Raw genomic sequence first — 23885 nt, 5'->3', positions numbered from 1 at the left:
TATGCTTGAGAAGGAGGTGTTGCCTGTCCTCAAGGCCGGCTCATCTGTTTTGCATAAAATCGCTAAATAATGTCTCATATTACTTACAGCTATTATTTTCAGAAAGGACGATCCTTATGTGGAAAAAAACAGCAACTACCCTGATTGCCAGCTCACTGGTGCTCGCTAGCCTTCTTGCTGGCTGCGGTTCGAAAGATAACGCGGCGGATGGCGGCAGCGGGAATGGGACCGCAAACGGCGGCGACAAACAAGTGCAAATCAGCGTATGGGCGATGGGCGATGAAGCCAAATCGCTACCGCAAATCGCCGACGACTTCATGAAGGAGAACCCAAACATCAAGGTGGATGTCCAAGCCCTGCCTTGGTCCAATGCACATGACAAGCTGCTGACCGCAGTCGCTTCGAAGAAAGGTCCGGACGTCATCCAAATGGGGACAACCTGGATTCCGGAGTTTGCGAATGCCGGCGCGCTGATGGATCTGACTTCGGTGGTGGACAAGTATCCGGAGTTTAAAGAGGATCAATTTTATTCGGGTGCCGTAAACACGACCAAATATGACGGTAAAATCGTGGGGATTCCGTGGTATACCGAAACCCGCGTCCTCTTCTACCGGACTGACCTGTTGAAGGAAGTGGGCTATGACCAACCGCCAAAAACATGGGATGAACTTCGCGATGCAGCGAAGAAGCTGGCTGACCGCGGCAAAGGGAAATACGGGATCAGCATCGATATGAACGAGCAATCGCTGGCGTTTATGTTCGCCCGCCAGAACGGCTCCAAGCTGCTCGACGAACAGAACAAGCCGCTGTTTAACCAGCCGGAGTTCGTTGAAGCTGTGGAATATCTGAACGGATTCTTTAAGGACGGATCCGCGCCGATTGACCTCGGATTGGACCCGGTACAAGGGCTTAGCGGCGAGGGCGTTGTTCCGATGTTCATCAGCGGCCCTTGGATGATTAACTCGATCAAGACGCAAGCTCCGGATCTGGAAGGCAAATGGGCGGTCGCTCCGCTGCCAGCGAAGAAGAACAACATTTCCGCGCTGGGAGGCTCCGATCTATCGGTATTCCAATACACGAAACATCAAGACGAAGCTTTGAAATTCATTCAATACATGAGCAAGCCGGAAACACAAATCAAATGGATGCAGCTCACCAAATCGCTGCCAACTAACTTGAAGGCTTGGGAAGATCCGTCCCTCAAAGACGATCCAAACTATCAAGCGTTGCAAGAGCAGCTGGAGCATTCCGAGCCGATGCCGTTGCTCACCACTTGGGAGCAAATTGCTCAAACTTATCTGAAGAGCTTTGAACGTATCGTTCGCGGCGGTGCGGATGTCCAAAAAGAAATGGATGCCTTCAACGCCGAAGCTGAGAAAATCCTCAGTAAGTAAGCGAAAGCTTTACCCAACCGCCTATAGCCTGCCGGGAGCTTGGTCTTCCCGGCGGGCAGAGGTGGTGAAGTTAGCTTAGACGCGCTGAATAAAGGAAGTGATCCGAGATGAAAGGCTTATCGCAGAAAAATGCACCTTACCTGTTCATTGCGCCGACCTTGATTTTGCTGGCGCTCTTTTCGCTGCTTCCGATCGCCATTGCACTGGTGATCAGCTTCACCGATATGGATTTAGCCGGGCTGGCTGACCTCTCCAACATCAGCTTTGTTGGTTTCGATAATTATAAGGAAGTGCTGCTGGACCCTTCGTTTCGAAAGTCCATCTTGAACACGCTATTTTACGTTATTATCGGCGTACCGCTCGTTATCATCATTTCCCTGATGATCGCCTTGCTGATCAATTTCGGTAAGGCCCGTATTTTCAAAGCGTTTCGGGTCATCTTCTATATGCCGTCGGTCACCAACGTCGTGGCGGTAGCCGTCGTATGGAGCTACCTGTACAACCCGTCGCTGGGGCTGCTTAACTATATTTTGAATTCGCTGGGGTTGGGGTCTGTCCCTTGGCTGCAAGATCCAGTCATGGCGAAAATCTCGCTGATTATCCTGGCCGTATGGCGGGCAATTGGCTTAAATATGATTATTTTCATCGCTGCGATCAAAGGTATCTCGAAAACGTATTATGAAGCGGCGCAAATCGACGGGGCCAGCAACTGGCGGCAGACCTGGTCGATTACGATTCCGCTGCTGCGCTTCGCCATCTTCTTTGTGTCCATCACCACGATGATTGGTTGGCTGCAGTTCTTCGAGGAACCTTTTGTCATGACCAAAGGCGGTCCGCTGGATGGCACGATCTCCGTAGCTTTGTTTATTTATAACAACGGCTTTCAATTCAGCAAATTTGGATATGCTGCGGCAGGCTCCTTTATTCTGTTCTTCGCGATTATCCTGATCACGCTGATTCAATTCAAATTTCAAAACAAGGAAGCGGATGTCTGATGTCATCCCGGGAGGTGTACACACATGCAAACCAGAACCTCGGGCGATAAAGCGCTGCAATGGCTGGTCGGAATTCTGCTCGGCGTGATGGGCCTGCTGATGCTGCTGCCATTCGTCTGGATGATCCTGTCGTCGTTTAAACCGGAAAGCGAAGTGGCGCAGATCCCGCCGACCCTGTGGCCCCACCAGTTCACCCTGGAGAACTTCCAAGAACTGTTTGAGAATATGCGGTTTGGCGTTTATTTGCGAAATACGTTGATCATCGTTGTCTTTTCCTTCCTGGGTCTGTTCCTGAACGCCCTGGCCGGCTTTGCTTTCGCGAAGTACAAGTTTAAGGGACGGGATGGTCTGTTCTATCTCGTTTTGGCCACCATGATGATTCCCGGGCAGGTCACGATGATTCCGGTCTATCTGATCCTGAACATGATGGGCCTAACCAACACGATGATTGGGATTGTACTTCCAGGCTTAGTAGGGGCCTTCGGCATTTTCTTGTTCCGCCAATTCATGTCGACGATTCCCGACGAGTTGTTGGAAGCCACCCGTCTGGACGGGGCCGGCGAATTCCGTATCTTCGTACAGATCGCCTTGCCGATCTCCAAGTCGATCCTCGCGGTACAAGGCATCCTGACCTTTATCGCGGGCTGGAACAGCTTCCTGTGGCCGCTGATCATTGCAAACGACGAGAGTCTATATACCCTGTCGGTTGGCCTGCAGCTGCTTAAAGGCCAGTACGGCGGAGACTACGCCTTGCAGATGGCAGGCTCGGCATTTATGGTTGTTCCGATCATCATCATCTTCATCATCTTCCAAAAACATATTATCGAAAACTATTCGATTTCCGGTATGAAATAACAACTAAAGGGCTGTATCGTGGAAAGCCGTTTACGCTTTCCTTGATACAGCCCTTTAGATTTAAATGATCACGCTGAGCGGTTCACGCTTCAGCGGATTCTCAAGAATCCAGCTTCGTTCGTCGTCAAAGAGATAAGCGCGGTGCACCAGCACGCGCACTTCCTGTCCTGCCTTCAACGTTTCCTTCTCCAGGGAGCGGAAGGTCGTCAGCGTATGTCCGCCGACCTCGACCTCCACCAGCCATTCGCTGCCGCGGAAGTGAAGATGCTTCACCACACCTGGAGCGGTTGCGGATAACAGCGTAAACTCGTGCTCAGTGCCCACTTCAATATACTCCGGACGGATCAAGGCTTTCGTCGCCAGCCCTCCACATTCTTCCTCGAAGCCCTTCAGATCGGCGGCGCGCTCCACCAGCGTCGATTGGCCGATAAACGAGGCGACAAACGGGGTCTGCGGCTCCTTATAAATATCCCATGGCGTCCCTTTCTGCTCCAGCCGACCTTGATTAATGATCATAATCTCATCGGCAACCTCAATTGCTTCATCCTGGTCATGGGTGACGAAGATGGAGGTGATGCCCACCTGCTCGATCAACTCGCGCAGCCACGACCGCAGCTCCTGGCGGATCTTTGCGTCGATCGCCGCAAACGGCTCATCCAGCAGCAAGAGCTGCGGCTGCGGAGCCAAGGCCCGGGCAAAAGCGACCCGCTGTCGCTGCCCGCCGGACAGCTGATGCGGGTAGCGGTGCTCGAATCCGCTCAGCCCGGTCAGCTCAACCAGCTCCATCACCCGCTTCCGTATTTCTGCCTTCGGTACTTTCTTCACTTGCAACCCAAAAGCAATATTATCGAATACGGTCATATGCTTGAAGAGGGCATAACTCTGGAATACGAAGCCGATTCCGCGATCCTGCGGCTTTAATTCATTGACCCGCTGTCCATGGAACAGAATCTCCCCTTCATCCGGCTGCTCCAAACCTGCGAGCATACGAAGAATCGACGTTTTACCGCCGCCGCTCGGCCCCAGCAAGCCGATTAATTGCCCCTTTTCGATGCCAAAACTAACATCTCGAACGGCATGGAAGCTGCCAAAATGCTTATTTAAGTTCCGCACTTCTACATGCATGCCAAACCCCACATCCTTTCCAGTTTCGAAAGCCCAAGTCAAGTTGCTGCCGTTCCTCTCAATGCTGCCCGAATCCGTTCAATCATTCGTTGAATTCTGATAAATTTACTTGGATTAATGTTAAGAATAGATTACCAAACCCTAGGCATTCCGTCAATCTGAAAAAAAGTAGTAACCAAGCGGGAGTACGGCTTTTTTTCGCCAAAACCCAAACGAAAACCGGCACTTCCCGATGAACTTCAGCTCGGAATGGCCGGTTTTGTCAATTAGTGTTATAAAGTATTGATGCTATACTGGTGTAATTGGATAAAGTGCGAAGTGAAAACAAAAACGCCTTATGACGTTATACGGTAAACGCTGTGGCTTAACAACTTTACGTGGGCGACAGCAGCCGGCTTAATCTCTTCAAAGGTCAGCCGATCTTGGATGTAGTAAGAGATAAATCCATGCATACCCAAAAACATACTGAGCGGAAGAGACGGATGCTTCTCCAGCGGATGCTTCTCTTCCTGCAGAAAACTGCGAATGAGCGACTCGAACATATTAAAACATTTAGCTTGTTCGTTGCGACAGTATGCTAGGATCTCCTCATCCCTGAGCATAAACATGATTTCGTATTGGTGCGGATGCTCCAAGCCGAATTTGATAAACTCCAGCATCAGCTGTTCCGCTTTGGTGAGGCCGTCGGCTGGCGGTCGTTTTGTCACTTGCTCGCACAGGTGGGTAAGCGACTCGAAATCTTTTACCACGATGGCGTAAAACAATTCGGCCTTTTCCTTGAAGTGATAATATAGCGAGCCGTGGCTGTATCCCAAATGCTGACCGATGCTCCTCATGGATATTCCGCGGTACCCTTTGGTAATGAACAAATGACGGGCCGCTTCCATAATTCTTTCTCTCGACAACTCCTGATCAACTGCTCTTCTTGCCATAGGCCTTATTCCCCTTCAATAAAATAAACCTTGTCACCTTCCGTCATCACGGCCTGACCCCCTGTCAAATCGGTCATCCAATCCATGAAGGCGCTTGCCTCCGGATGAAGCGGCAGACAGCATAATGTCACCTTATCCGCAAACACCGTCTCTCCCTTACGGATGCCACGGTTCCGCAGTTCATTTTCCACTTTGCCCAGCCAGGTGTAATCCAGTTCAACAAACACTTCTTGATGCAATACGCGGGTGATCACTTCTCCTGCTTCGAGCGCTGCGACAGCTCCGTCAGTGTACGCACGGATGAGGCCGCCCGCCCCCAGCATAATCCCGCCAAAATACCGGGTTACGACGATTGCCACGTTCTTGAGGCCCTGATTTTTGATCACCTCCAAAATCGGCTTCCCGGCCGTACCGCTTGGCTCTCCGTCGTCTGATTGCTTCTGGATTTCGTCCCGTTCCCCGATCATATAAGCGGAACAGTTGTGCGTAGCGTTCCAATGCTTCTTCTTGATTTCCTCGATAAACTGGAGCGCCTCAGCTTCGGTTTCCACCGGCTTCACGTGCCCGATAAACCTTGATTTCTTGATGACGATTTCCTTTTCTCCGGATTGCCTGACCGTCTTGTACTTTTCTAGCATATGAGACCATCCTTATGAATGTGCCAAGAAGCAGCTCCTCCGGAACTTGCCGGTGAACTGCTTCTGGCGCTGATAAACATTTAATAGAAATTACCTATATTACTTGGAAAGACGCGCTTCGAGTTCGGCCTTTTCCTTCTCGTACCCCGGTTTGCCAAGGAGCGCAAACATGTTCTTCTTGTACGCTTCTACACCCGGTTGGTCGAACGGATTTACGCCCAGCAGATATCCGCTGATACCGCAGGCTTTTTCAAAGAAATACACCAGGTAACCAAAGGAGTACGGTGTCAAATCCGGCACATTGACAACCAAGTTAGGTACTTGACCATCCGTATGCGCCAACAGCGTACCTTGGAACGCCTTCTTGTTCACGAAGTCCAGCGTTTTGCCGGCCAGGAAGTTCAAGCCGTCCAAGTCCGCCGGATCGGATTCGATCGTGATGTGGCTAGGCACCTCAGTTACTTGAATGACTGTTTCAAAAATGTTCCGGTTGCCCTCTTGGATAAATTGGCCCATGGAGTGCAAATCGGTGGAGAAATCAACCGATGCCGGATAGATACCTTTGTAATCCTTACCTTCACTTTCACCGTACAGCTGCTTCCACCATTCCGATACGTAGTGGAGGGAAGGCTCGTAGTTCACGAGAATTTCCGTGACTTTCCCTTTCCGGTACAAAGCGTTCCGGACAGCCGCATATTGGTAGCTTGCGTTCTCAGCCAGGTTCGGGTTGCTGAATTCCTTCTGTGCGTCGGCAGCACCTTGCATCATTTCTTCAATATTAATACCTGCAGTCGCAATCGGCAACAGGCCAACCGCAGTTAATACGGAATAACGTCCACCAACGTCGTCCGGAATCACAAATGTTTCGTAGCCTTCTTCGGTAGCCAGCTTCTTCAAGGCACCTCTCGCTTTGTCGGTCGTCGCGTAAATGCGTTTGCGCGCTTCTTCCTTGCCGTACTTCTTCTCTAATGCCGCACGGAAAATACGGAAAGCGATCGCCGGCTCCGTGGTCGTCCCCGATTTGGAGATGACGTTCACGGAGAAGTCTTTGCCTTCGATCAGTTCAAGCAAGTGATTCACGTAAGTGGAGCTGATGTTGTTCCCGGCAAAATAAATTTCCGGCGTCTTACGCTTGTCCTTCGGCAAGAGGTTATAGAACGAATGGGACAGCGATTCGATTGCGGCGCGCGCACCCAGGTAGGAGCCGCCGATCCCGATGACGATCAGGACATCGGAATCGCTTTGGATTTTGGCCGCAGCCTTCTTAATGCGGGTGAACTCTTCTTTATCATAATCGGTCGGCAGGTTGATCCAACCCAGGAAGTCGGAACCTGCCCCGGTGCCATTATGTAATTGCTCATGAGCAACGCGAACAGGCTCGGCAAAATAATCGATTTCATGTTGTCCAACGAATTGCAGGGCGTTACTGTAGTCAAAAGTCACTTTTTTGGACATAGCTGATACTCTCCTCCGTCTAATATTTATCTTAACTGGCCCTATCCAAGAGGAAACGTTCAATACTGTCTGGTAAGAAAAACGTCTATCGACGTACATTCAAAGTAGACAGACCGCGTTTAGCGGTAGTTTTTCTTGCGATATCAGGAAGCGGAAGCTCCGAAGTTTATACTTTCTGATATCTTAAGAAAAACGTCTATCGACGTATATTCTAGGAAGACAGACCGCGTTTAGCGGAAGTTTTTCTTGCGATATCAGGATGCCAATGCCCCGAAGTTTATACTTTCTGATATCTTAAAAAAACCCGGGCTGAACGCCGCCTCAAATAACTTAAACCTAGGATACTGTAATTTCCCAGCGATGACAAGGGCACAATATACAGGTTTCCACAACCCGTGCTAAAATAATTAAATGATGTTCAATTCTTATGGGAAGTTGGTGACGAACTTGAAAACAATCGGATTTATCGGCCTCGGGACGATGGGTGCACCGATGGCTTCGAACCTGCTTCGCGCAGGTTATCCTGTAACAGTATTTAACCGGACCGCCTCTAAAGCAGCGCCGTTAGCCGAATTGGGTGCCGCCGTTGCCCCTTCACCAAAGGAAGCCGCCGCCGGAGCGGACGTTGTCATCACCATGGTCAGCAACGATGATTCCATCGCTGAAGTATACGAAGGGGAAAACGGCGTCTTAGCCGGAATCCGGCCCGGAACGACCGTCATCGACTGCTCCACCATCTCACCGGCGCTCGTGCAACGTCTGGCTAAACAGGTAGCCGCACTTGGCGGCGCGTTCCTTGACGCCCCGGTCACCGGGAGCTCGCCGGCAGCGATCGACGGCACGCTCGTCTTTATGGTCGGCGGCTCGGCGGAGACGCTGGCGCAAGTAACGGATCTGTTTTACACGATGGGCAAAAAAGTGCTGCACATGGGTGACAACGGCAGCGGCGCCGTCGCCAAGCTGGCCCACAACACCATCGTTGGCATCAACAACCTGGCGCTGGCCGAAGGCTTTGCGATCGCCGCCAAGTCGGGTCTGCCGGCCGACCGCTTCCTGGAGCTCGTCCAGTTGGGCTCCGCCGGCAGTAAAGCCGCAGAGCTCAAAGGCCGCAAAATCATAGAGCATGATTTTACGAATCAATTCTCGCTGGCGTTGATGCTCAAAGACTTGAAGCTCGCGTCTGCGCTAACCGACGGCTCCGGCATCCCGGCCCCGATGCTGAACCTGGCCAAGAGCCTGTTCCAAGCGGGGCAAACCCAAGGCTTCGGCGATGAGGACCTCTCCTCCATCGTCAAAGTGTATGAAGCCTGGATTGGCAAGCAAATCGGCGAATAATCAGAAAGACGCTCCAACAGGAGAGGAACATAAAGGCAGGTTCAGCGTTGTCGTTCATTCGCTGATACCTGCCTTTTTGGTTATCCCGCCAGGAGGCTGCTACGCCTCGGCTCCTGCCCCGTAGGAGCAGCAGTAATCGGTGACGCTGCGCACCTCCAGCTTGAAGGAAGACTTGGCGGGAACGGTGAACGTTCCACGCCCGCTAATTTCGCGCCACAGCGTTTCGCCCGGAAGCAGCACCTTCAGGTCCCCGGACAAGATGTCCATCACTTCCAGCGAATCCGTGCCGAATTCGTACTCCCCGGGGAGCATGATCCCCAGCGTCAGTTTGCTTCCGTCTGGAAGCCATACGGTCCGGCTCGTGACTTTGCCGTCGAAATAGATGTTGGCTTGCTTATCTACAGTCACATTTTGCAGTTGCTGGGTCACGTTCCCCTCTCCCTTCCATCCCCTAACAAGAGGTTGTTCAACAAGTCGGCCTTGACCCGACTTGTTGAACTTACACTAAAATTATTTCAATTGAGCTTTCACGTGGCTAACGACGTTCTCAACCGTAAAGCCATACTCTTCGATCACTCTGTCGCCAGGCGCGGATGCCCCGAACTTGTCGATGCCGATGACCGAGCCTTTCTCGCCGACAAAACGTTCCCAACCAAATGGATGCGCCATTTCCACGGCTACGCGGGCTTTGACATCCGGCAGGATGACGGAGTCCTTGTAAGCTTGATCTTGCTTGTCAAACAGATCCCAGCTTGGCAAGCTGATGACGCGTACATGGATGCCCTCTTCAGCCAATGCGGCTTGGGCTTTGATCGCCAGCTGAACTTCAGAGCCTGTAGCAATGATCTGAGCCACCGGCTTGCCGTCCTTCGCATCGGATACAACGTAACCGCCGCGCTTCACGCCTTCGCGTGCTTTTTCAGCCGTGTTTTCCAGGATCGGCAGGTTTTGACGCGTCAGCACCAGGGCCACCGGATTCGCTTTATTTTCTACTGCATAAGCCCATGCTGCGGATGTTTCGTTGGCGTCTGCCGGACGGATTACCGTCAAGCCTGGGATGATGCGCAGGGAAGCTAGTTGTTCAACCGGTTCATGCGTTGGGCCGTCTTCGCCAACCGCGATACTGTCATGTGTCAGCACGTAAGTCACCGGCAGCTTCATCAGAGCGGACAAGCGTACAGCTGGACGCAGGTAGTCGGTGAACACGAAGAACGTACCGCCGAATACTTTCAAGCCGCCGTGCAGCATGATGCCGTTCATCGCCGCAGCCATGCCGAACTCGCGCACGCCGAAGTACAGGTTGCGGCCATCGCGGGTTTCCGGCGTATACATGGCCAGGTCGTTCAGATGCGTCATCGTCGAGCTTTCCAGGTCAGCGGAGCCGCCCAGCAGCTGAGGCACGTTCGGAGCCAGTCCGTTCAGCGCGTTACCAGAAGCGACGCGAGTCGAAACGGCTTTGTCCGAAGGGCTGTATTTCGGAAGCTTCGCATCCCAACCGGAAGGCAGGTCACCAGCGATCGCACGCTCGAATTGAGCAGCCAGCTCCGGATATTGTGCTTTATATTGCTTGAACGTTTCTTGCCAAGCTTGATATGCCGCAATACCGCGTTCTTTGACTTTGGCAAAATGCTCGCGCACTTCTTGGGGAACATAGAAATCTTCTTCGTAAACCCATTTATAGTTCTCTTTCGTCAGCTTCGCTTCTTCAGGTCCCAGCGGGGAGCCGTGCGTACCGCCGTGCCCGCCTTTCCCTTGCTTGTTCGGGCTGCCGTAGCCGATAATCGTCTTCACTTCGATCAGCGTTGGGCGTTCGGTGTCGCGTTTCGCTTCTTCGATCGCCGCTTCGATCGCAGCCAGATCGTTGCCGTCTTCGACGCGCAGCGTTTGCCAGCCGTAAGCTTCGAAGCGTTGACGCACGTTTTCCGAGAAGCTAAGGTTCAGCTTACCGTCCAGCGAGATGTCGTTGGAGTCATACAGGAAGATCAATTTGCCCAGCTTCAGGTGGCCGGCAAGCGATGCGGCTTCGCTGGCTACGCCTTCCATCAGGTCGCCGTCGCCGCAGATGCCGTACGTATAGTGGTCGATCACTTTCAAATCGCCTTTATTGTAGGTCGCAGCCAGTTGCGTTTCGGCAAGCGCCATCCCAACGGCCATGGCCAAGCCTTGGCCCAGCGGACCGGTTGTTGCATCAACGCCTGCAGTGTGACCATACTCTGGATGGCCTGGCGTTTTACTGCCCCATTGACGGAATTGCTTGATTTCTTCCATTGGAAGGTCATAACCGCACAGGTGCAGCAAGCTGTACAGCAGCATGGAACCGTGGCCGGCGGACAAAACAAAACGGTCGCGGTTGATCCAGGTTGGTTCGTCTGGATTGTGGACCATCGTTTTGGCGAACAATTGATAACCCATCGGAGCAGAGCCCATCGGCATGCCCGGATGACCGGATTTCGCTTTTTCGATCGCGTCGATCGCCAGCGTACGAATTGTGGTGATCGAGAGGTTGTCGATCGAATTGTTGTCTGTAAGTGGCATTCGTATTTCCTCCTTAATGATGAAAAAATCTTGAAACTCATGAAACCTTAACGCTGCGGTTACAAAACAATCATTTTGAATAAATCATTTTGACTTTATCTATTGTAGCACTTCCTTCTCCCCTTTTCCATACCATTATTCCCAAACCTTCTCTCGCGAATGAAATATTTTGAGTTGATTTAGTTACTCATCCGCCGTTTATGCCGGTGACTATGTATTACGGGGAGCGTAATCATAGCAAAAAACCGGCACCCATGACAAGCCGTCTGGGATGCCGGTTTTTCTTTGCTCGAATGGAAACTGCACGGCCGGTTAGTTAAACACAACCGTCTTGTTTTGATGCACCAAAATCCGATCTTCGATATGCCATTTCACTGCCCGGGCTAACACGACCCGTTCGATGGTGCGGCCGATGCGCTTCAGCTCGCTCACATCGTCACGGTGGCTGACACGCTGCACGTCTTGCTCAATGATTGGGCCGCCATCCAGCTCCTCCGTCACGTAATGCGCGGTGGCACCGATGATCTTTACCCCGCGGTTATACGCTTGGGCGTACGGTTTTCCCCCGACAAAAGCAGGCAGGAACGAATGGTGGATGTTGATCAAACGATTGCGGTACGGCTCGATCAAGGCCGGAGAGAGAATTTGCATGTATCTCGCCAGCACGATCAGGTCAACCTTGCCGCTAACGATCTCGAGTTGCTTTTGCTCCGCTTCGTGTTTGGTCTCCGGCGTCACAGGGATATGGTAATACGGAATCCCAAACGACTCGACGTACTCCTTCATATCCGGATGGTTGCTCACCACCATAGAGATTTCAGCGTCCAGGTCGCCGGCCTGCCACTGCCAGAGCAGCTCGACGAGGCAATGATCCTCCTTCGACACGAAGATGGCCAGCTTCTTTTTGCGGCTGAGCTGATAGATGTTCCACTGCATCCGGAACTGCGAAGCAATCGCTTCAAAATCGCTTTTGAGCGCGTCGATCCGCCCGTCCAATCCGTCCAAATCAAATTCGATCCGCATAAAAAACATCCCGCCCTCGGGGTCCATCGTATATTGGTCCGATTGCACGATATTCGCTCCATGCTCATACAGGAAGCGGGATACGGCCGCAACGATCCCCGGTCCGTCCGGACAGGAAATCAGCATGCGCGCACGATTGCTTTCATAAGGCTTTACGGGTTGTCCGCCCGTTTTGACATGTGTATCCATTGTTCTTCCGATCCCCTTGCTTCTTGTGTTATCTATATCTTATTTACCGCTGGCGAACCAGGCCACCAGGCGATGGTTGATCTGCTCTTCCGTCAGATCCGGGAATAAGCTTGCTTCCACGGTAAGGTCGTATAAGCGTTCCATCGGTTCACGCGGGTCCGCTTTTTTCGCTTTGGCGTCGTTTTTGAGCAGATTCCACGTGTCTAACACAAAGGAACGCGAATGGATGTCCTGCTTGGCGAAAAAGTCAGCCAAACGCTCCACATCGCTCAGGAAGGCATCGCCAAACCGTTCGGCAACGTTCCCCCGCAGCAGCGCGATTTCCACTTCGTACATCGGACGTTGCGTCTTCGCATCCTTCCCGACCCAAGGCGTCTCCAGAATGAACGGCCGGCCTTGCAGCGCATCGTGGTGCACAACGCGATTGATCGCTTCGAATCCGATCCAGCCGGAGCCAATCGGTGCATGGCGGTCTTTGGCCGCGCCTACCGGATTTTTGCTGTCATTGATATGAACGACTTCAATCCGCTTTAATCCGATCGTGTCATCGAACTTCTTCAGTACCCCGTCCAAATCGTTGACAATATCGTACCCCGCATCATGGATATGGCAGGTATCGAGGCAGATCGTTAACCGCTCGTTGTGTTGGACTTTGTCGATAATCTGCGCGATCTCCTCGAAGCTCCGCCCTACCTCTGTGCCTTTGCCGGCCATCGTTTCCAGGGCGATGCACACATCCGTTTCGTTGGTTCCGTTCAGGACTTCGTTTAGTCCCTCTGCAATGCGGTTCACCCCATATTCGGCATCCTTGTCCGTAAAAGCGCCGGGATGAAGCACGATGTTACGTACACCAAGCGCATGCGTGCGGCGGATTTCCTCCTGCAGGAAGTCAACTGCGAGCTGATAGGTGTTGGATTTATAAGAACCCAAATTGATAATATAAGGCGCATGGACCACGATTTCGCCGATCCCGGCTTGCTCCATCGCCGCTTTGCCTTCTTCAATATTCATCGATTCAATCGGTTTACGCCGCGTGTTTTGCGGTGCCCCGGTGTATATCATGAACGAGCTGGAGCCGTAGCTCACCGCCTCGGCCGTAGCGCTGGGCAGGCCCTTGTCCGAGAACGAAACATGGGAACCAATTTTCAGCAAAGTGTTTTCCCCCTTTTGGACATTAAATCGCTAAACAAACCTATTTTAGCTTGAATGCTGAAATAAATAAAGAAATAAGGTATAATTTTAGCTGATTATCTCTGATTTGAAAGATTTAATTTCTACTATTCATAATAGCTGAATTTTTCGCGAAAAGCGAAATCCGTTCCGAGGTGATGAATGTGCTGCAAACGACCGTTTACATATTGACCGCCCAAGGCCCAAACCGCTGGTTTATGAACAGTATTGCGTTTTGGGGCTTCGTGCTGCTAGGCATGATGGCGATCGGCGGTTACTTTATGTTCCGCAAATTCCTGAAAGTGCTCCCGAAGGCGGACGGCATGTCGAAGCTGGATTGGCAGAACTATTGGGTTGAGAAGAGCCGCCATCTCTGGACTGACGAGACCAAGGCATTCCTCGACCGGTTGGTTGAGCCGGTTCCGGGGCCGTTCCGGGATATCGCCAAGCATTCGATTGCCGCCGAGATCGGCAAAATCGCGGTGCAGGAGAACGCCTCCGAGGTTACGCAGGAGCACTGCATCCGAGGCTATATCATAGCCACGCCGAAACGCGACAACAAGTTCCTCGTCAAGTTTTTGGAGAAAAATCAGATCGATTATCGCCCTTACCAACATCTAATGAACAAATAAACATCTACCCGCGCAAAATCACATCCGGCACCTTGTTTTGCACTAGGTTGCTGGATGTTTTTGCATGAAGGAGGTTTTGCCGCATGAAAGCGGTCATTTTCGGGGGATCGGGGTTTATCGGCCGGGCTTTAGCCGAGTATTGGCTGGACCTTGGACATGAGGTTATGGTCGTTACGCGGAGGACGGCCAAGGGAAATCGCTGGCTGCAAGAGGCGACCTATAGGAATGAGAGGCTTACCTCGGTGACATGGGCGGAGGTTGAGCAGACCCCCTCGTTGCTGGATGGCGCCTCAATGATCGTCAACCTGGCCGGAGCTACGCTGAACCAGCGGTGGTCACAGCAGGCGAAACGGCGGATATTGGAATCCCGCCTGGAGTCCACCCGGGCGGCAGCACGCGCCGTGGAGCGAATGAAGCGAAAGCCCGAGGTTGTCGTGCAAGGCTCCGCTGTGGGGATCTACGGCCCCTCGTTCACCGAAGCGTTTGACGAGAGCACCGCGATCCCATCGCCGCCTCCCGATTTTCTCGCCGAGGTGACTGCGGCCTGGGAAGAGACGGCGGACCGGGAGTTCCGTGGAGTCCGCCTTGTTAAGCTGCGCACCGGAGTCGTGCTGGGGCGGGATGGCGGCGCTTACCCCTTGATGCGTCTGCCCTATTTGCTGGGCTTTGGAGGTAGCCTCGGCAGCGGCAAGCAATGGGTCCCATGGATTCACCTGCGAGACATGGTAAGGCTGATGGATTATTGTGCAACGCATCCGTCCATTCACGGGCCGGTGAACGCGGTAAGTCCACAGCCGGTGACGAACCGGGAATTCGGACGCACGGTCTGCCGCTTGCATCACCGTCCCTTCTGGCTGCCGCTCCCGGCACCAGTGCTCCGAACGGGTTTAGGCGAGATGTCCTTGCTGCTGCTCGAGGGGCAGAAGGTCATCCCCCAAGCTATGCTGGACGCAGGATTCACCTTCGCTTTCCCCGATCTGGAATCCGCCGTCGCCGATCTGAAGTAATCCCAATGAAAAAAGGCCCGGAGGACTGGAACATCCAGTTCTCCGGGCCTTTATCTTGCTTCTCTCTATCTATTACACTCGAGACTTCGTTAACAAGTACAAGAAATACGGTGCGCCGATGATCGCCACCACAATCCCCGTTGGGATCTCAGCCGGCTGCAGGACCCATCGGCCCAGCGTGTCGCCCAGGATCACTAGCAAGCCGCCGGCCAGCGCGGAGGCCGGGAGCAAATACTCATGCTTGGGCCCGACCAATCGGCGGGCCAAGTGCGGCGCAATCAGCCCAACGAAGGAGATACCGCCGCCCACCGCAACGCAGGAGCCGGTCAAGCCAACTGCAGCCGCCAGGAGGCCCAAACGGGAGCGTTCCAGCGAAGTGCCGAGGCCTGTTGCAGTTTGATCCCCCAGGTTAAGCACATTCAGCGCGCGGGACTTCAAGAACACGTAGGGCAGCAACACGATCAGCCAAGGCAGCAGCGCCAGCACGTACTTCCAAGACGTCCCCCAGATGCTGCCAACCAACCAGATCTGCAGCATCTGGAAGTTCTCGGGACGCAGCCGCAGCTGCAGCACGATCATCGCCGCGTTGATGCCAGCGGCTACCGCGATCCCGACCAGCACCATCCGAATCGGGAGCAACCCGTAATTTTTTTTGAAAGAGAGCACGTAAATTAATGTGGCTGCCCCAGCCGATCCGAGGAAAGCCAAGACCGGCATCAAATAGACGGGCGCACTGGCCGTCGTCGGATAAAAAGAAATAAACAGCGTTACCGCCAGGCCGGCTCCGGCATTAATCCCCAGCACGCCGGGATCGGCCAGCGGGTTCCGGGAAATCCCTTGGAAGATACAGCCCGCAACCGCCATGCCCATCCCGATGAGCACGGAAATGACGATCCGCGGCAACCGGAATTCGTAGAGAATCAGCTCTTGTTTGTCCGTCCCCATTCCAAACAAAGTCTTAAATACATCCATTGGCGACAGCCGGATATACCCGGTGTTCATGCTAAAAATGAACACCGCAATGATCAGTATCGCAAATACGGTCATTACGATATAAGCTTTGCGGGCTTTTTGCCGCAAATGCAAAGGAGCTTCGATCCGGTTCATTCCAATCCCCCCTTCTGCTTCATCGCAAGGTAGAGGAAGAACGGTACTCCAATGACAGCGATGAGCGCGCCAATCGGCGTTTCATGCGGCGGATGAACCAGTCGTGCCAAAATATCCGCAAACACCATCAGCAAGCTGCCAAGCAGCGCTGAGGAAGGGATAACCCAGCGGTAATCCACGCCAACGAGAAAACGGGCGACGTGCGGAACCATCAGGCCCACAAAGCCGATCGCGCCAACGATTGAAACAGCGCTGCCGGCAAGGATCAAGACGATGATCATGCCAAGCACCTTGATTAAGCCGGTTCTTTGACCCAAACCGGTTGCCACCTCTTCGCCAAGGCTCAGCAGGGTAATGGATCTTGACAGCAGCAAGGCGCAAAGCAAACCTGCGAATACCCAGGGCGAAACCATCTTGATTTGCAACCAGTTGGCACCAGCAATCGCACCGGCGTACCAGAAGGCAAGATCCTGTCCAATCTTAAAATAGATGGCGATGCCTTCGCTGATCGCGGTCAGCAGCATGCTGACAGCCGCGCCTGCCAAGGTCAGCCGGACCGGGGACAGGCCTCCTTTGGTCAAAGAGCCGATGCCAAATACGAGCCCAGCGCCCAGACCAGCCCCGATAAACGAGTACAGCATGGTCAGCAGGAACGGAGTTCCCGGCATCAATGCGAAGCAAATAGCCAGCGCCAGGCCGGCCCCGGAGTTAAGCCCCAGCAAGCCCGAATCGGCCATCGGGTTGCGGGTCATCCCCTGCATAATCGCACCGGCTACCGCAAGCGCCGCACCGATCATAGCAGCGGCTAATGCGCGCGGGAGACGCAGCTCCATAATAATTTGATGCTGGGTTTGTTCCGCTTGAAAGTGGAACAACGCATCCCAGACGGTCGCGAGTTTAATATCCGCCGCCCCGACGGAAATCGAGAGGCTGATCGCAAATAGCAGCAACGCCGCGCCGCCGATCAGAATCAACGTTGCCGCCAAGGGACGGGAGCGCAAGCGAGGCTTAGAAGATTGGGTTAATGCAGACATGTCGAGAACCATCCTTTAATCAATTTTCCAGTAAGCCGTGTATATAAGTTGTAATTGAGAATAATTCTCGTTCATTATACCTGCTTTTCCGGTGAGAATCTACGGTCATTTCAAATTTGAGTTCAGGCCGCTTCCACTCCAAACTTAAACCTCGTTTCCGCCAACACGAACACGTCATCAGCTTGCAAAGGATATTCTTTATAGGGTGCCACATTTTCCCCGTTGAGGTAGGTTCCATTGGTTGAACCGAGATCCTTTAAGGTACAGCCGTGCGAAGTCACCAAGATCTCCACATGGGCACGGGAGACACCAGAAGTATTCTCTACGTATTGCGCAATGTCTTCGGAGCGGCCAATCACAAAGCTGCCCGGCGTCAGTGGAATTCGCTCCGCCGCACCGCCGAAAGACTCGTACCGCTCCAAGTAATAGCGCGGAACGCGTTCACGGGCCGGGCTGTCCTGTCCTGCCAGGCCGGTCCGGCTCAGCAGAACCGTAGGCGGCGATAACCTCGCTTCGGATTCCGGCTCAGGCATGGCGGAACCGGAGGGCTCCATCATCATGTCCGGAAGGCCTAGCCGGGGCACAAACGACTCCATCGAGGCCTCCGCCGCAGAACCCGAACGTTCCGACATTGCGGCATTTCTGCCGAAGAATGATGAGCCAAAATGCCGTTCGTCCGTGAAGTCCAACGAATGCGAAGTTCCGAGCGGCCCGGAGGCCACCTTGTGATCAACTTCCGCCTCTTCTTCCTCCAGGCTGGCGGAACTGCTGCAAAACTTACGCCATAACACTACCCCCGCCGCCCCTAACAATACGGTAAGCATAGCGCCAAGCGCTAACCCCAATGTTCCGGGACGATCGAGATAGAGAAACTTCCAACCTAAAGCATCGACCAGAATGAGACCTAGTACAAGGTAGGTTGGTTTAATTCGCGTCTCTCCCGTTGCCTCCGCGTCATCGAGACCTGGCCAAGCTTCCCTTATTGAACTTGCATCAGTTGCATCATGGGCATTCGATGCAGCGGCCCCGGCCCATTTTCCCGATTCGGCCTGATCCCCAATAGGAACATATTCCTTAACGACGGCAGAACGGGGGGACGAAAGTGGTGATGACGTTGCCAATCTTGGAGACGGATCGTTGAGAATAGATTTCCTCTCCCCAACCCGCTCACCGCCCATGGACTTGGCGTCCGGCTCCTCCGACAATAAATTGAGCAGCATTTTTTTTAGTTCTCCCAATGAAAAAAGCTCATCTCCGCATAATCGGACCAACTGCGGGATTCCATCCCCCTCGACCCGGGAGACACAGGTCAGCATCCGGGTTATCAGCGATAGCAGCGACTGAGACAGCGGGGGTTCGGGCGGCGCTTCCTTCCAAGGGATATATGTAAAATACATGGCCCCGCTGGACAACGGCTCCTCCACAAAAATATACGTCTCATCCAATAAAAAACCGGATGGAGACAGCATATACCTCTTGCTGTCCTCCAGTACAGCAACCACCTGGAGCAGTAAACCGTAAAACTCCGGCATACTGATCTTGTCGCTGCGAAGGCACTGGGAGAGCATTCTTTTTCCGGTGATATCATAATGCAGGCTGATTTGATAATCGATTTCACGGATATCAAGCCGCAGCAGATTTGGTACGGTTACCGCGGCCAGCATGGAGCGTTGAACGCGGTTCAAATCTTCCGGCCTCAGCCCCTCCTGCGTCTGCAGGATCATGTAGGTACCGCCGTCCCGGACAAAATCAGTAATCAGCTCCGGCATGTTCCATCCCTCCCCATACGTTACATATAGTAAATCGCCAGTAGTGCTCCCGGCACCACAGCCAGCATAAACGGAAACTGAAGTTGGTGTTTGGCGACTGCCTGGATGGGGGCCGGGCTGCGCAGCATCGCCGCTCCAAGGAGGCTGCCGGCAATCCGGCGCAGACGATGCCCGGTTTCCCGGCGCCAAATCAAGAGGATCAGACCGATGCACCCGGCGGCCAATATCGAATACATCATCGTCGATAAAGTTAAAGCGATGCCCGTCCAGGCCCCAATTCCTGCAAACAGCTTGACATCGCCGCCTCCGACCGCACGAAGCAAATACAGCGCAAACATCAGCCCAAACCCGGTGGCCGCCCCGGCCGCTGAAAACCAGGCGCCTTTCCACCCGTCCGTTAACAGGTGATAAGACAGTCCGGTGAAAATGCCCGTAACCGTAATCACGTTAGGAATTTTCATCGTTCTTAAATCCGTTACGAAGGCTGCAAGCAACATCAGCAAACAACCCCAAATCTCAATCATCCGTTCCTCACTCCTTTTCCTATTGCGAACGCGGGCTTACCACCTCGAACGTGGCCGTCGTACGTATGCCTTCCTCCGTTTCAATCACGAAACTCCACGTCCCCGGCGTGGTGTTTCCTCCGACCAGCCAAGTCCAGCTGATTTGGCCTTGGTCATCCGCCGTCGCCTCACCCAAATATTTCGCTTGGCTGACCCCGCTTTTGTAATACACGGTCAGCTTGGCGGTTGACCCCGGAGCAACCTGAGCCAGAACCGTCGCTCGGTGTCCGGCGTACGCCGGGTCGGGCTTAGCGATCACGACCGCCGCTTGACCCGTTTGATCTTCACCGCTTCCAGCTCCGGGATCCAGCTCCCCGGTGTCGCCGATCCACAACCGCTCCTCCGCCCTTGTCTGCAGCACCAGTTGCCGGCCGATAAGCGGTACCTTTAAAGGCAGCTCATAGCTTAACTCGAGGCCAAAGTAAGGTTGCTTCCCCGTCTTCAAATCCGGAACCGTAACGCGGGTGACATGCAGACGTTCTTCTTCCAGCAGGGTGCCGCGAAGAAAAGGGCGCAGCATCGGCTTGACCAACGGGTCCAATACGGCCCCGGACACTTTCGTTTTAAGCTCCTGCAGCGGTTCGTCACCTTTAAGTGCAGCATCCATTACCCATGTCGACAGCGGCTCCGGCAAGTTGGACGCATATTGCCTCGCCCATTCCTCCAGGGACAGGGACGGCATCTGCCAGGAAAACGGACCGCTTTCCGTTGTACTCTCTGGGACATCGGATCCCCCAGCCGAAGAAACTCCTGAGTTCTCATCACCCGGCTTTGCGGCTGGAGCTTTCTCCTCTTGTCCCTCACTATGCTGAGCCTGGACTGCGAGCGCCACCGGATAAATATGAGCAGAGATCTGTTTCACAGCATTTGCTGCGGTCAGATGCAGTTGTCCGTAAAGCAGCGTCATATGGACGAGAAAAACAAACCAGAATACAACCAGCACAAACACCGGAGCGACTAGGGCGGCTTCCAGAGTGATGCTTCCTTCCGAAAATCTCTTCCGGAAGCGGCGCGACATCGTTCCCTTAATATGAAAAATCCGCTTGCTTGGCCACATAATACTGGCTTCCTTCCACATGACCTTTCAATATGCCGACTTTCCCCAGCGCTTTGCTTACTCCCGGCAAAAACCATAACGGCATCGCCACGGTTACCTTCCCTTGGACATATGTGGACCGTTCCGCCGGATCCACCCCGGTATTAAGCGCGATCACGGCCAGCATCCGCGACAATCGTTGTTCGCTCCGGCCATGGAGCAGCAGAAATAATCTGAGATAATCCCGGTAGGTCAGATCGACCTTCAGATAGTCGCTTAATTGAATCTTTCCGTCCCGGGTTAAAGAAATCATGTCCTGCAGCGCATGTTGCGCTCCGTACAGCAAGGCCGCAGCAAAAACCAGCAGCGGATTGCCTTTTGCCGCATTTTTCACTAAGCCCTCCATCGTCCGAATGGCCAGCCGCATGGCAAAAATCTCCCCGAACGCAGCCGCGATATTCCCCGCCGGATTATGCACGCCGTACAGAATATACTCGACCTCTTGACTTTCCGGTGCCAGCTGTCTGCGGATCACTTCCAGCGGGTCCGTTTGGCCTTTGCCCTCAAACAGACCGTTTAAGACACTGACATCGAGGAAGTGAAAATAACTCGCAACGTATTCCATTTGATAAACGGAATCCGACATGCCGCCCATCAGGCCCGCCAACCCGCCATAGATGTTGTCCATGATCCCCATGGAGGTGCGTCCTGCCTCGCTCGGATCATCGTTTACGCTCGTAGACCCAGCCTCCTCGCCAGCCACGGAACGGTTCAACGAACGGTTCGCTTCCATCTTCGCCTTCAGCTGATCGAATTTCGCTTGATGTTCACTTAATCCGTTTTTGAACTGTTCGATCTTGCGGATCCAACTGGCTGCATCCTTCAGTGTTGCACTTGCCGCCTGCTCTGTGGCCTTCCGCTCCTTGTCAGAGGACCGATGGGCATCCAATCTCCATGCACTCGCTTCTAAAACATTGCTTGAGCCGGAAGTAACGAATTGACGCAGATAGGCATCACTTACTCTGACAGCACTATTCACGCTCGAAGAGAAAGAGCTGGGCGGAGTTGTGGCGGATAATACGGAGCCGCTTTGCGCCAGCAGCGCGCTTCCCACGCTCCGGAGTTCAGCGAATGCCGCGGTCTGCCGATCCATATCTGAGGCTAGGCCGGCGAATAACTCATCGGACAGCAGCAACGAATCGGCTTGAGCCCGGATCTCGGTGATTGCCGCTCCCTCGCCAACCGGATCCGAGCTGCCGCTGCGGGTGCTCGTTCCGACGGATACTTCGTTATAGGCCGCTTGTTCCGGGCGATTTTCCGCCTCCGCGATCGTTTGCCGCATCTGCTCATTGATCCGCCGCGCTTCATCGAGCAGCGACTTCGCCTGCGGCAGGTACGATGCATGCCTCTGCTCTGCAGTACGCAAAGCGCGATCCAATGCAGCAAACAACCCGCTGGTTGCAGAACGGTAGCGGCTGATTTCCGCTGTATACATCCGATCCTCCGGCTCCAGGCCCTCATCCGCCTCAACTTGGCTCACAAATTCAGGATATTCGGCTGTGGCATCGGCCAACGTGGAGAGACTGCCGCTCCCGCCGCCTCCCGACAGCACCTTCGCATAAGACTCCACCGTCTTGGCGGCTTGGCGCTGCAGCTCCAAGAGCTCATCAAGCTTGGCCTCCCGCTGGTCGTAAAGCTTCTGCAACTTCCCCAGCAAATCTACCGTATTAGAGGCTTCCTTCATCACTCCGGCCATCGGTTTAAAGCGATTAAGCAGCTCGATGGTAACGTCGATGGGCGCCCGATACTTCATTTGCTCGCGAATTTGCTGCTCGAACACCGGGTAAGTCCCGATTGGATGCATGAAGCTGGCGGTGGAGGAATCCAGCCTTGCATTTAGCAAAGGGAACCCGTCCTTTTGCCGGACCAGCTCAAATTGGTCTTGAAGCACCTTCGACATGATGTAATTCCCGTCCGTTTGCCCGTATGCAAATATGCCGTACCGTTCAGCCAACTCGCGATCATATGCGGACAGGACGGATCTCGAAGCCGCATGCGCCAAGGTCTCCACCTGTGCTTGCAAAGCGAACATGCGGGCGAAATCGATAAACAGGGCGACAAACGCAAACACCGCGGCAAAAATTACGATAAAAAATACCGTAACCGCCCCTTGCTCCGAGCGATTCCGTGAAAACACCGACATCTCCGCCTCCTTCTCCTTCCGGTTATTTTCCAAACCGTATCAACGCTTCCTGCGCTTCCTGCTTGTCCATTCCTTCTTCACCTTTGCCGCTTCGGAACTTCTCGCCATAATATCGCGCAAGCTCAACGGTCCGAATCCATTCCGTCGGCTCGACCACATAAGACTCCGCGCGGCTGCGCTGATGGATATCGTCAATCCAAGCCTCCAACGGAGCCAGCGGGACGAACCGATCCAGCGCAACACTTACCTTGCGCAGCAGCAGCCGGTTGTCATAGCGCATCTCCCCGTCGATGCCTTCAGGCAGCCTGGCCCCTGTCCGATTCAGCTTCTTCAGCGGAAGCGACTGAGCCTCTCCATCACCTGCATCCGCAGGCAATGCCAGCTTCACTGCCCTGTCGCCGCCGTCCCCGCCAAAAATCGCCTGCAGCAACCCGTCATCCCCCAGGCGCCAGTAGAGGGAGTCGTACTTCCCATCGGCATAGGCTCCGGTTAAGCCGTCCCGGTAGCTGTTATCCCAGGTATAAGCGGTTCGCTCCGCCGCAACGATGGCAGCCTGTCCCAACAACGCCTGTTGGTAAAGGTAAAGACAGAAGAACAGAAGGATCAGCACCGTGTAAAAAATCAACGGAAGCACCAAAGAAGCTTCAACCGTAAAGACCCCGCGTTGATCCTGCCACAGCTTCATTCTTAAGTCTCGTCCATGAAGTTTTCCGTTTTCGTCTTGGCTTTATCGAGCAAGCTCTCAATAATCGCCTTCAACTGTTTGCGGAAGATCGCAGCGATAATAACGATCACCGCGATAATCAAGATCATTTCCAGCATTCCAAGCCCCTCTTCATTACGCCAAAAACTTCTCATCTCTTTGCGAATTGCCGTTAACATGTTTTC

22 protein-coding genes are annotated in these 23885 nt (G+C 53.6%); 6 read left to right on the top strand and 16 right to left on the bottom strand.

Features of this window, described 5'->3' with window-relative positions; translation table 11 throughout:
• Window positions 1-116 precede the first annotated feature (116 nt).
• From POTG_RS16755 to POTG_RS16745, 3 genes are all read left to right on the top strand, one after another.
• Window positions 117-1394: a sugar ABC transporter substrate-binding protein gene (locus POTG_RS16755; RefSeq protein WP_009226032.1), complete on the top strand. Its 1278-nt coding sequence runs from the start codon at window positions 117-119 to the stop codon at window positions 1392-1394.
• A 107-nt stretch (window positions 1395-1501) separates the two neighbouring features.
• Window positions 1502-2389, top strand: a complete 888-nt coding sequence (locus POTG_RS16750; RefSeq protein WP_009226031.1) for a carbohydrate ABC transporter permease — start codon at window positions 1502-1504, stop codon at window positions 2387-2389.
• Between the two features lie 24 nt (window positions 2390-2413).
• On the top strand, window positions 2414-3244 hold the full coding sequence (locus tag POTG_RS16745; protein ID WP_009226030.1) for a carbohydrate ABC transporter permease: 831 nt from the start codon (window positions 2414-2416) through the stop codon (window positions 3242-3244).
• Window positions 3245-3304: 60 nt separating this feature from the next.
• Here POTG_RS16745 and POTG_RS16740 read toward each other — a convergent pair whose 3' ends face one another.
• The 4 genes from POTG_RS16740 to POTG_RS16725 form a co-directional block, all read right to left on the bottom strand.
• On the bottom strand, window positions 3305-4369 hold the full coding sequence (locus POTG_RS16740) for a sulfate/molybdate ABC transporter ATP-binding protein (RefSeq protein ID WP_009226029.1): 1065 nt from the start codon (window positions 4367-4369) through the stop codon (window positions 3305-3307).
• Between the two features lie 335 nt (window positions 4370-4704).
• Window positions 4705-5301 (bottom strand): TetR/AcrR family transcriptional regulator, encoded by a 597-nt coding sequence (locus tag POTG_RS16735; RefSeq protein ID WP_009226028.1) that lies wholly within the window; start codon window positions 5299-5301, stop codon window positions 4705-4707.
• 5 nt (window positions 5302-5306) lie between these two features.
• On the bottom strand, window positions 5307-5939 hold the full coding sequence (locus POTG_RS16730; RefSeq protein ID WP_009226027.1) for a YigZ family protein: 633 nt from the start codon (window positions 5937-5939) through the stop codon (window positions 5307-5309).
• 99 nt (window positions 5940-6038) lie between these two features.
• On the bottom strand, window positions 6039-7394 hold the full coding sequence (locus tag POTG_RS16725) for a glucose-6-phosphate isomerase (protein ID WP_009226026.1): 1356 nt from the start codon (window positions 7392-7394) through the stop codon (window positions 6039-6041).
• Window positions 7395-7841: 447 nt separating this feature from the next.
• Between POTG_RS16725 and POTG_RS16720 the strand changes: the two genes are divergently transcribed.
• On the top strand, window positions 7842-8729 hold the full coding sequence (locus POTG_RS16720) for an NAD(P)-dependent oxidoreductase (RefSeq protein WP_036645985.1): 888 nt from the start codon (window positions 7842-7844) through the stop codon (window positions 8727-8729).
• A 99-nt stretch (window positions 8730-8828) separates the two neighbouring features.
• Here POTG_RS16720 and ppnP read toward each other — a convergent pair whose 3' ends face one another.
• The 4 genes from ppnP to POTG_RS16700 form a co-directional block, all read right to left on the bottom strand.
• On the bottom strand, window positions 8829-9158 hold the full coding sequence (ppnP, locus tag POTG_RS16715; RefSeq protein ID WP_009226024.1) for a pyrimidine/purine nucleoside phosphorylase: 330 nt from the start codon (window positions 9156-9158) through the stop codon (window positions 8829-8831).
• Window positions 9159-9239: 81 nt separating this feature from the next.
• The gene (tkt, locus tag POTG_RS16710; RefSeq protein ID WP_009226023.1) at window positions 9240-11264 is read right to left on the bottom strand and encodes a transketolase; all 2025 of its coding nucleotides are present in this window, start codon (window positions 11262-11264) and stop codon (window positions 9240-9242) included.
• A 312-nt stretch (window positions 11265-11576) separates the two neighbouring features.
• Window positions 11577-12476 carry a formyltetrahydrofolate deformylase gene (purU, locus tag POTG_RS16705; RefSeq protein ID WP_009226022.1) on the bottom strand — a complete coding sequence of 300 codons (900 nt, stop codon included), beginning with the start codon at window positions 12474-12476 and terminating at the stop codon, window positions 11577-11579.
• Between the two features lie 39 nt (window positions 12477-12515).
• Complete coding sequence (locus POTG_RS16700; RefSeq protein WP_009226021.1) at window positions 12516-13628, bottom strand: deoxyribonuclease IV; 1113 nt, start codon at window positions 13626-13628, stop codon at window positions 12516-12518.
• A gap of 176 nt (window positions 13629-13804) precedes the next feature.
• Between POTG_RS16700 and POTG_RS16695 the strand changes: the two genes are divergently transcribed.
• Both POTG_RS16695 and POTG_RS16690 read left to right on the top strand, forming a co-directional pair.
• Complete coding sequence (locus POTG_RS16695) at window positions 13805-14278, top strand: DUF2621 domain-containing protein (RefSeq protein ID WP_009226020.1); 474 nt, start codon at window positions 13805-13807, stop codon at window positions 14276-14278.
• 83 nt (window positions 14279-14361) lie between these two features.
• A complete protein-coding gene (locus tag POTG_RS16690) occupies window positions 14362-15285 on the top strand; it encodes a TIGR01777 family oxidoreductase (protein ID WP_009226019.1) in 924 nt (307 codons plus the stop codon).
• A gap of 72 nt (window positions 15286-15357) precedes the next feature.
• Here the strand turns inward: POTG_RS16690 and POTG_RS16685 are convergent, their stop codons facing one another.
• The 8 genes from POTG_RS16685 to POTG_RS16650 all read right to left on the bottom strand — a co-directional run.
• Complete coding sequence (locus tag POTG_RS16685; protein ID WP_009226018.1) at window positions 15358-16392, bottom strand: FecCD family ABC transporter permease; 1035 nt, start codon at window positions 16390-16392, stop codon at window positions 15358-15360.
• Window positions 16389-17426: a FecCD family ABC transporter permease gene (locus POTG_RS16680; protein WP_157273484.1), complete on the bottom strand. Its 1038-nt coding sequence runs from the start codon at window positions 17424-17426 to the stop codon at window positions 16389-16391. The genes POTG_RS16685 and POTG_RS16680 overlap by 4 nt, the downstream gene beginning before the upstream one ends.
• A gap of 122 nt (window positions 17427-17548) precedes the next feature.
• Window positions 17549-19195, bottom strand: coding sequence for a DUF6382 domain-containing protein (locus POTG_RS16675; protein WP_009226016.1), 1647 nt, complete (start codon window positions 19193-19195; stop codon window positions 17549-17551).
• Between the two features lie 20 nt (window positions 19196-19215).
• Window positions 19216-19719, bottom strand: coding sequence for an A24 family peptidase (locus POTG_RS16670; protein WP_009226015.1), 504 nt, complete (start codon window positions 19717-19719; stop codon window positions 19216-19218).
• Window positions 19720-19738: 19 nt separating this feature from the next.
• Window positions 19739-20815, bottom strand: coding sequence for a hypothetical protein (locus POTG_RS16665; RefSeq protein ID WP_009226014.1), 1077 nt, complete (start codon window positions 20813-20815; stop codon window positions 19739-19741).
• Window positions 20784-22997: a pilus assembly protein gene (locus POTG_RS16660; RefSeq protein WP_009226013.1), complete on the bottom strand. Its 2214-nt coding sequence runs from the start codon at window positions 22995-22997 to the stop codon at window positions 20784-20786. Before POTG_RS16660 ends, POTG_RS16665 begins: the two co-directional genes overlap by 32 nt.
• A 22-nt stretch (window positions 22998-23019) precedes the next feature.
• Window positions 23020-23682, bottom strand: coding sequence for a TadE/TadG family type IV pilus assembly protein (locus tag POTG_RS16655; RefSeq protein WP_009226012.1), 663 nt, complete (start codon window positions 23680-23682; stop codon window positions 23020-23022).
• A 2-nt stretch (window positions 23683-23684) separates the two neighbouring features.
• Window positions 23685-23885 (bottom strand): Flp1 family type IVb pilin (locus POTG_RS16650; RefSeq protein ID WP_232282329.1); only part of this gene is annotated, 201 nt, incomplete at its 5' end.

The organism is Paenibacillus sp. oral taxon 786 str. D14, from assembly GCF_000159955.1.
Classification (GTDB): domain Bacteria; phylum Bacillota; class Bacilli; order Paenibacillales; family Paenibacillaceae; genus Fontibacillus; species Fontibacillus phoenicis.
The sequence above is the reverse complement of the archived record's forward strand: the minus strand, read 5'-3'. Positions and strand labels throughout refer to the sequence as shown.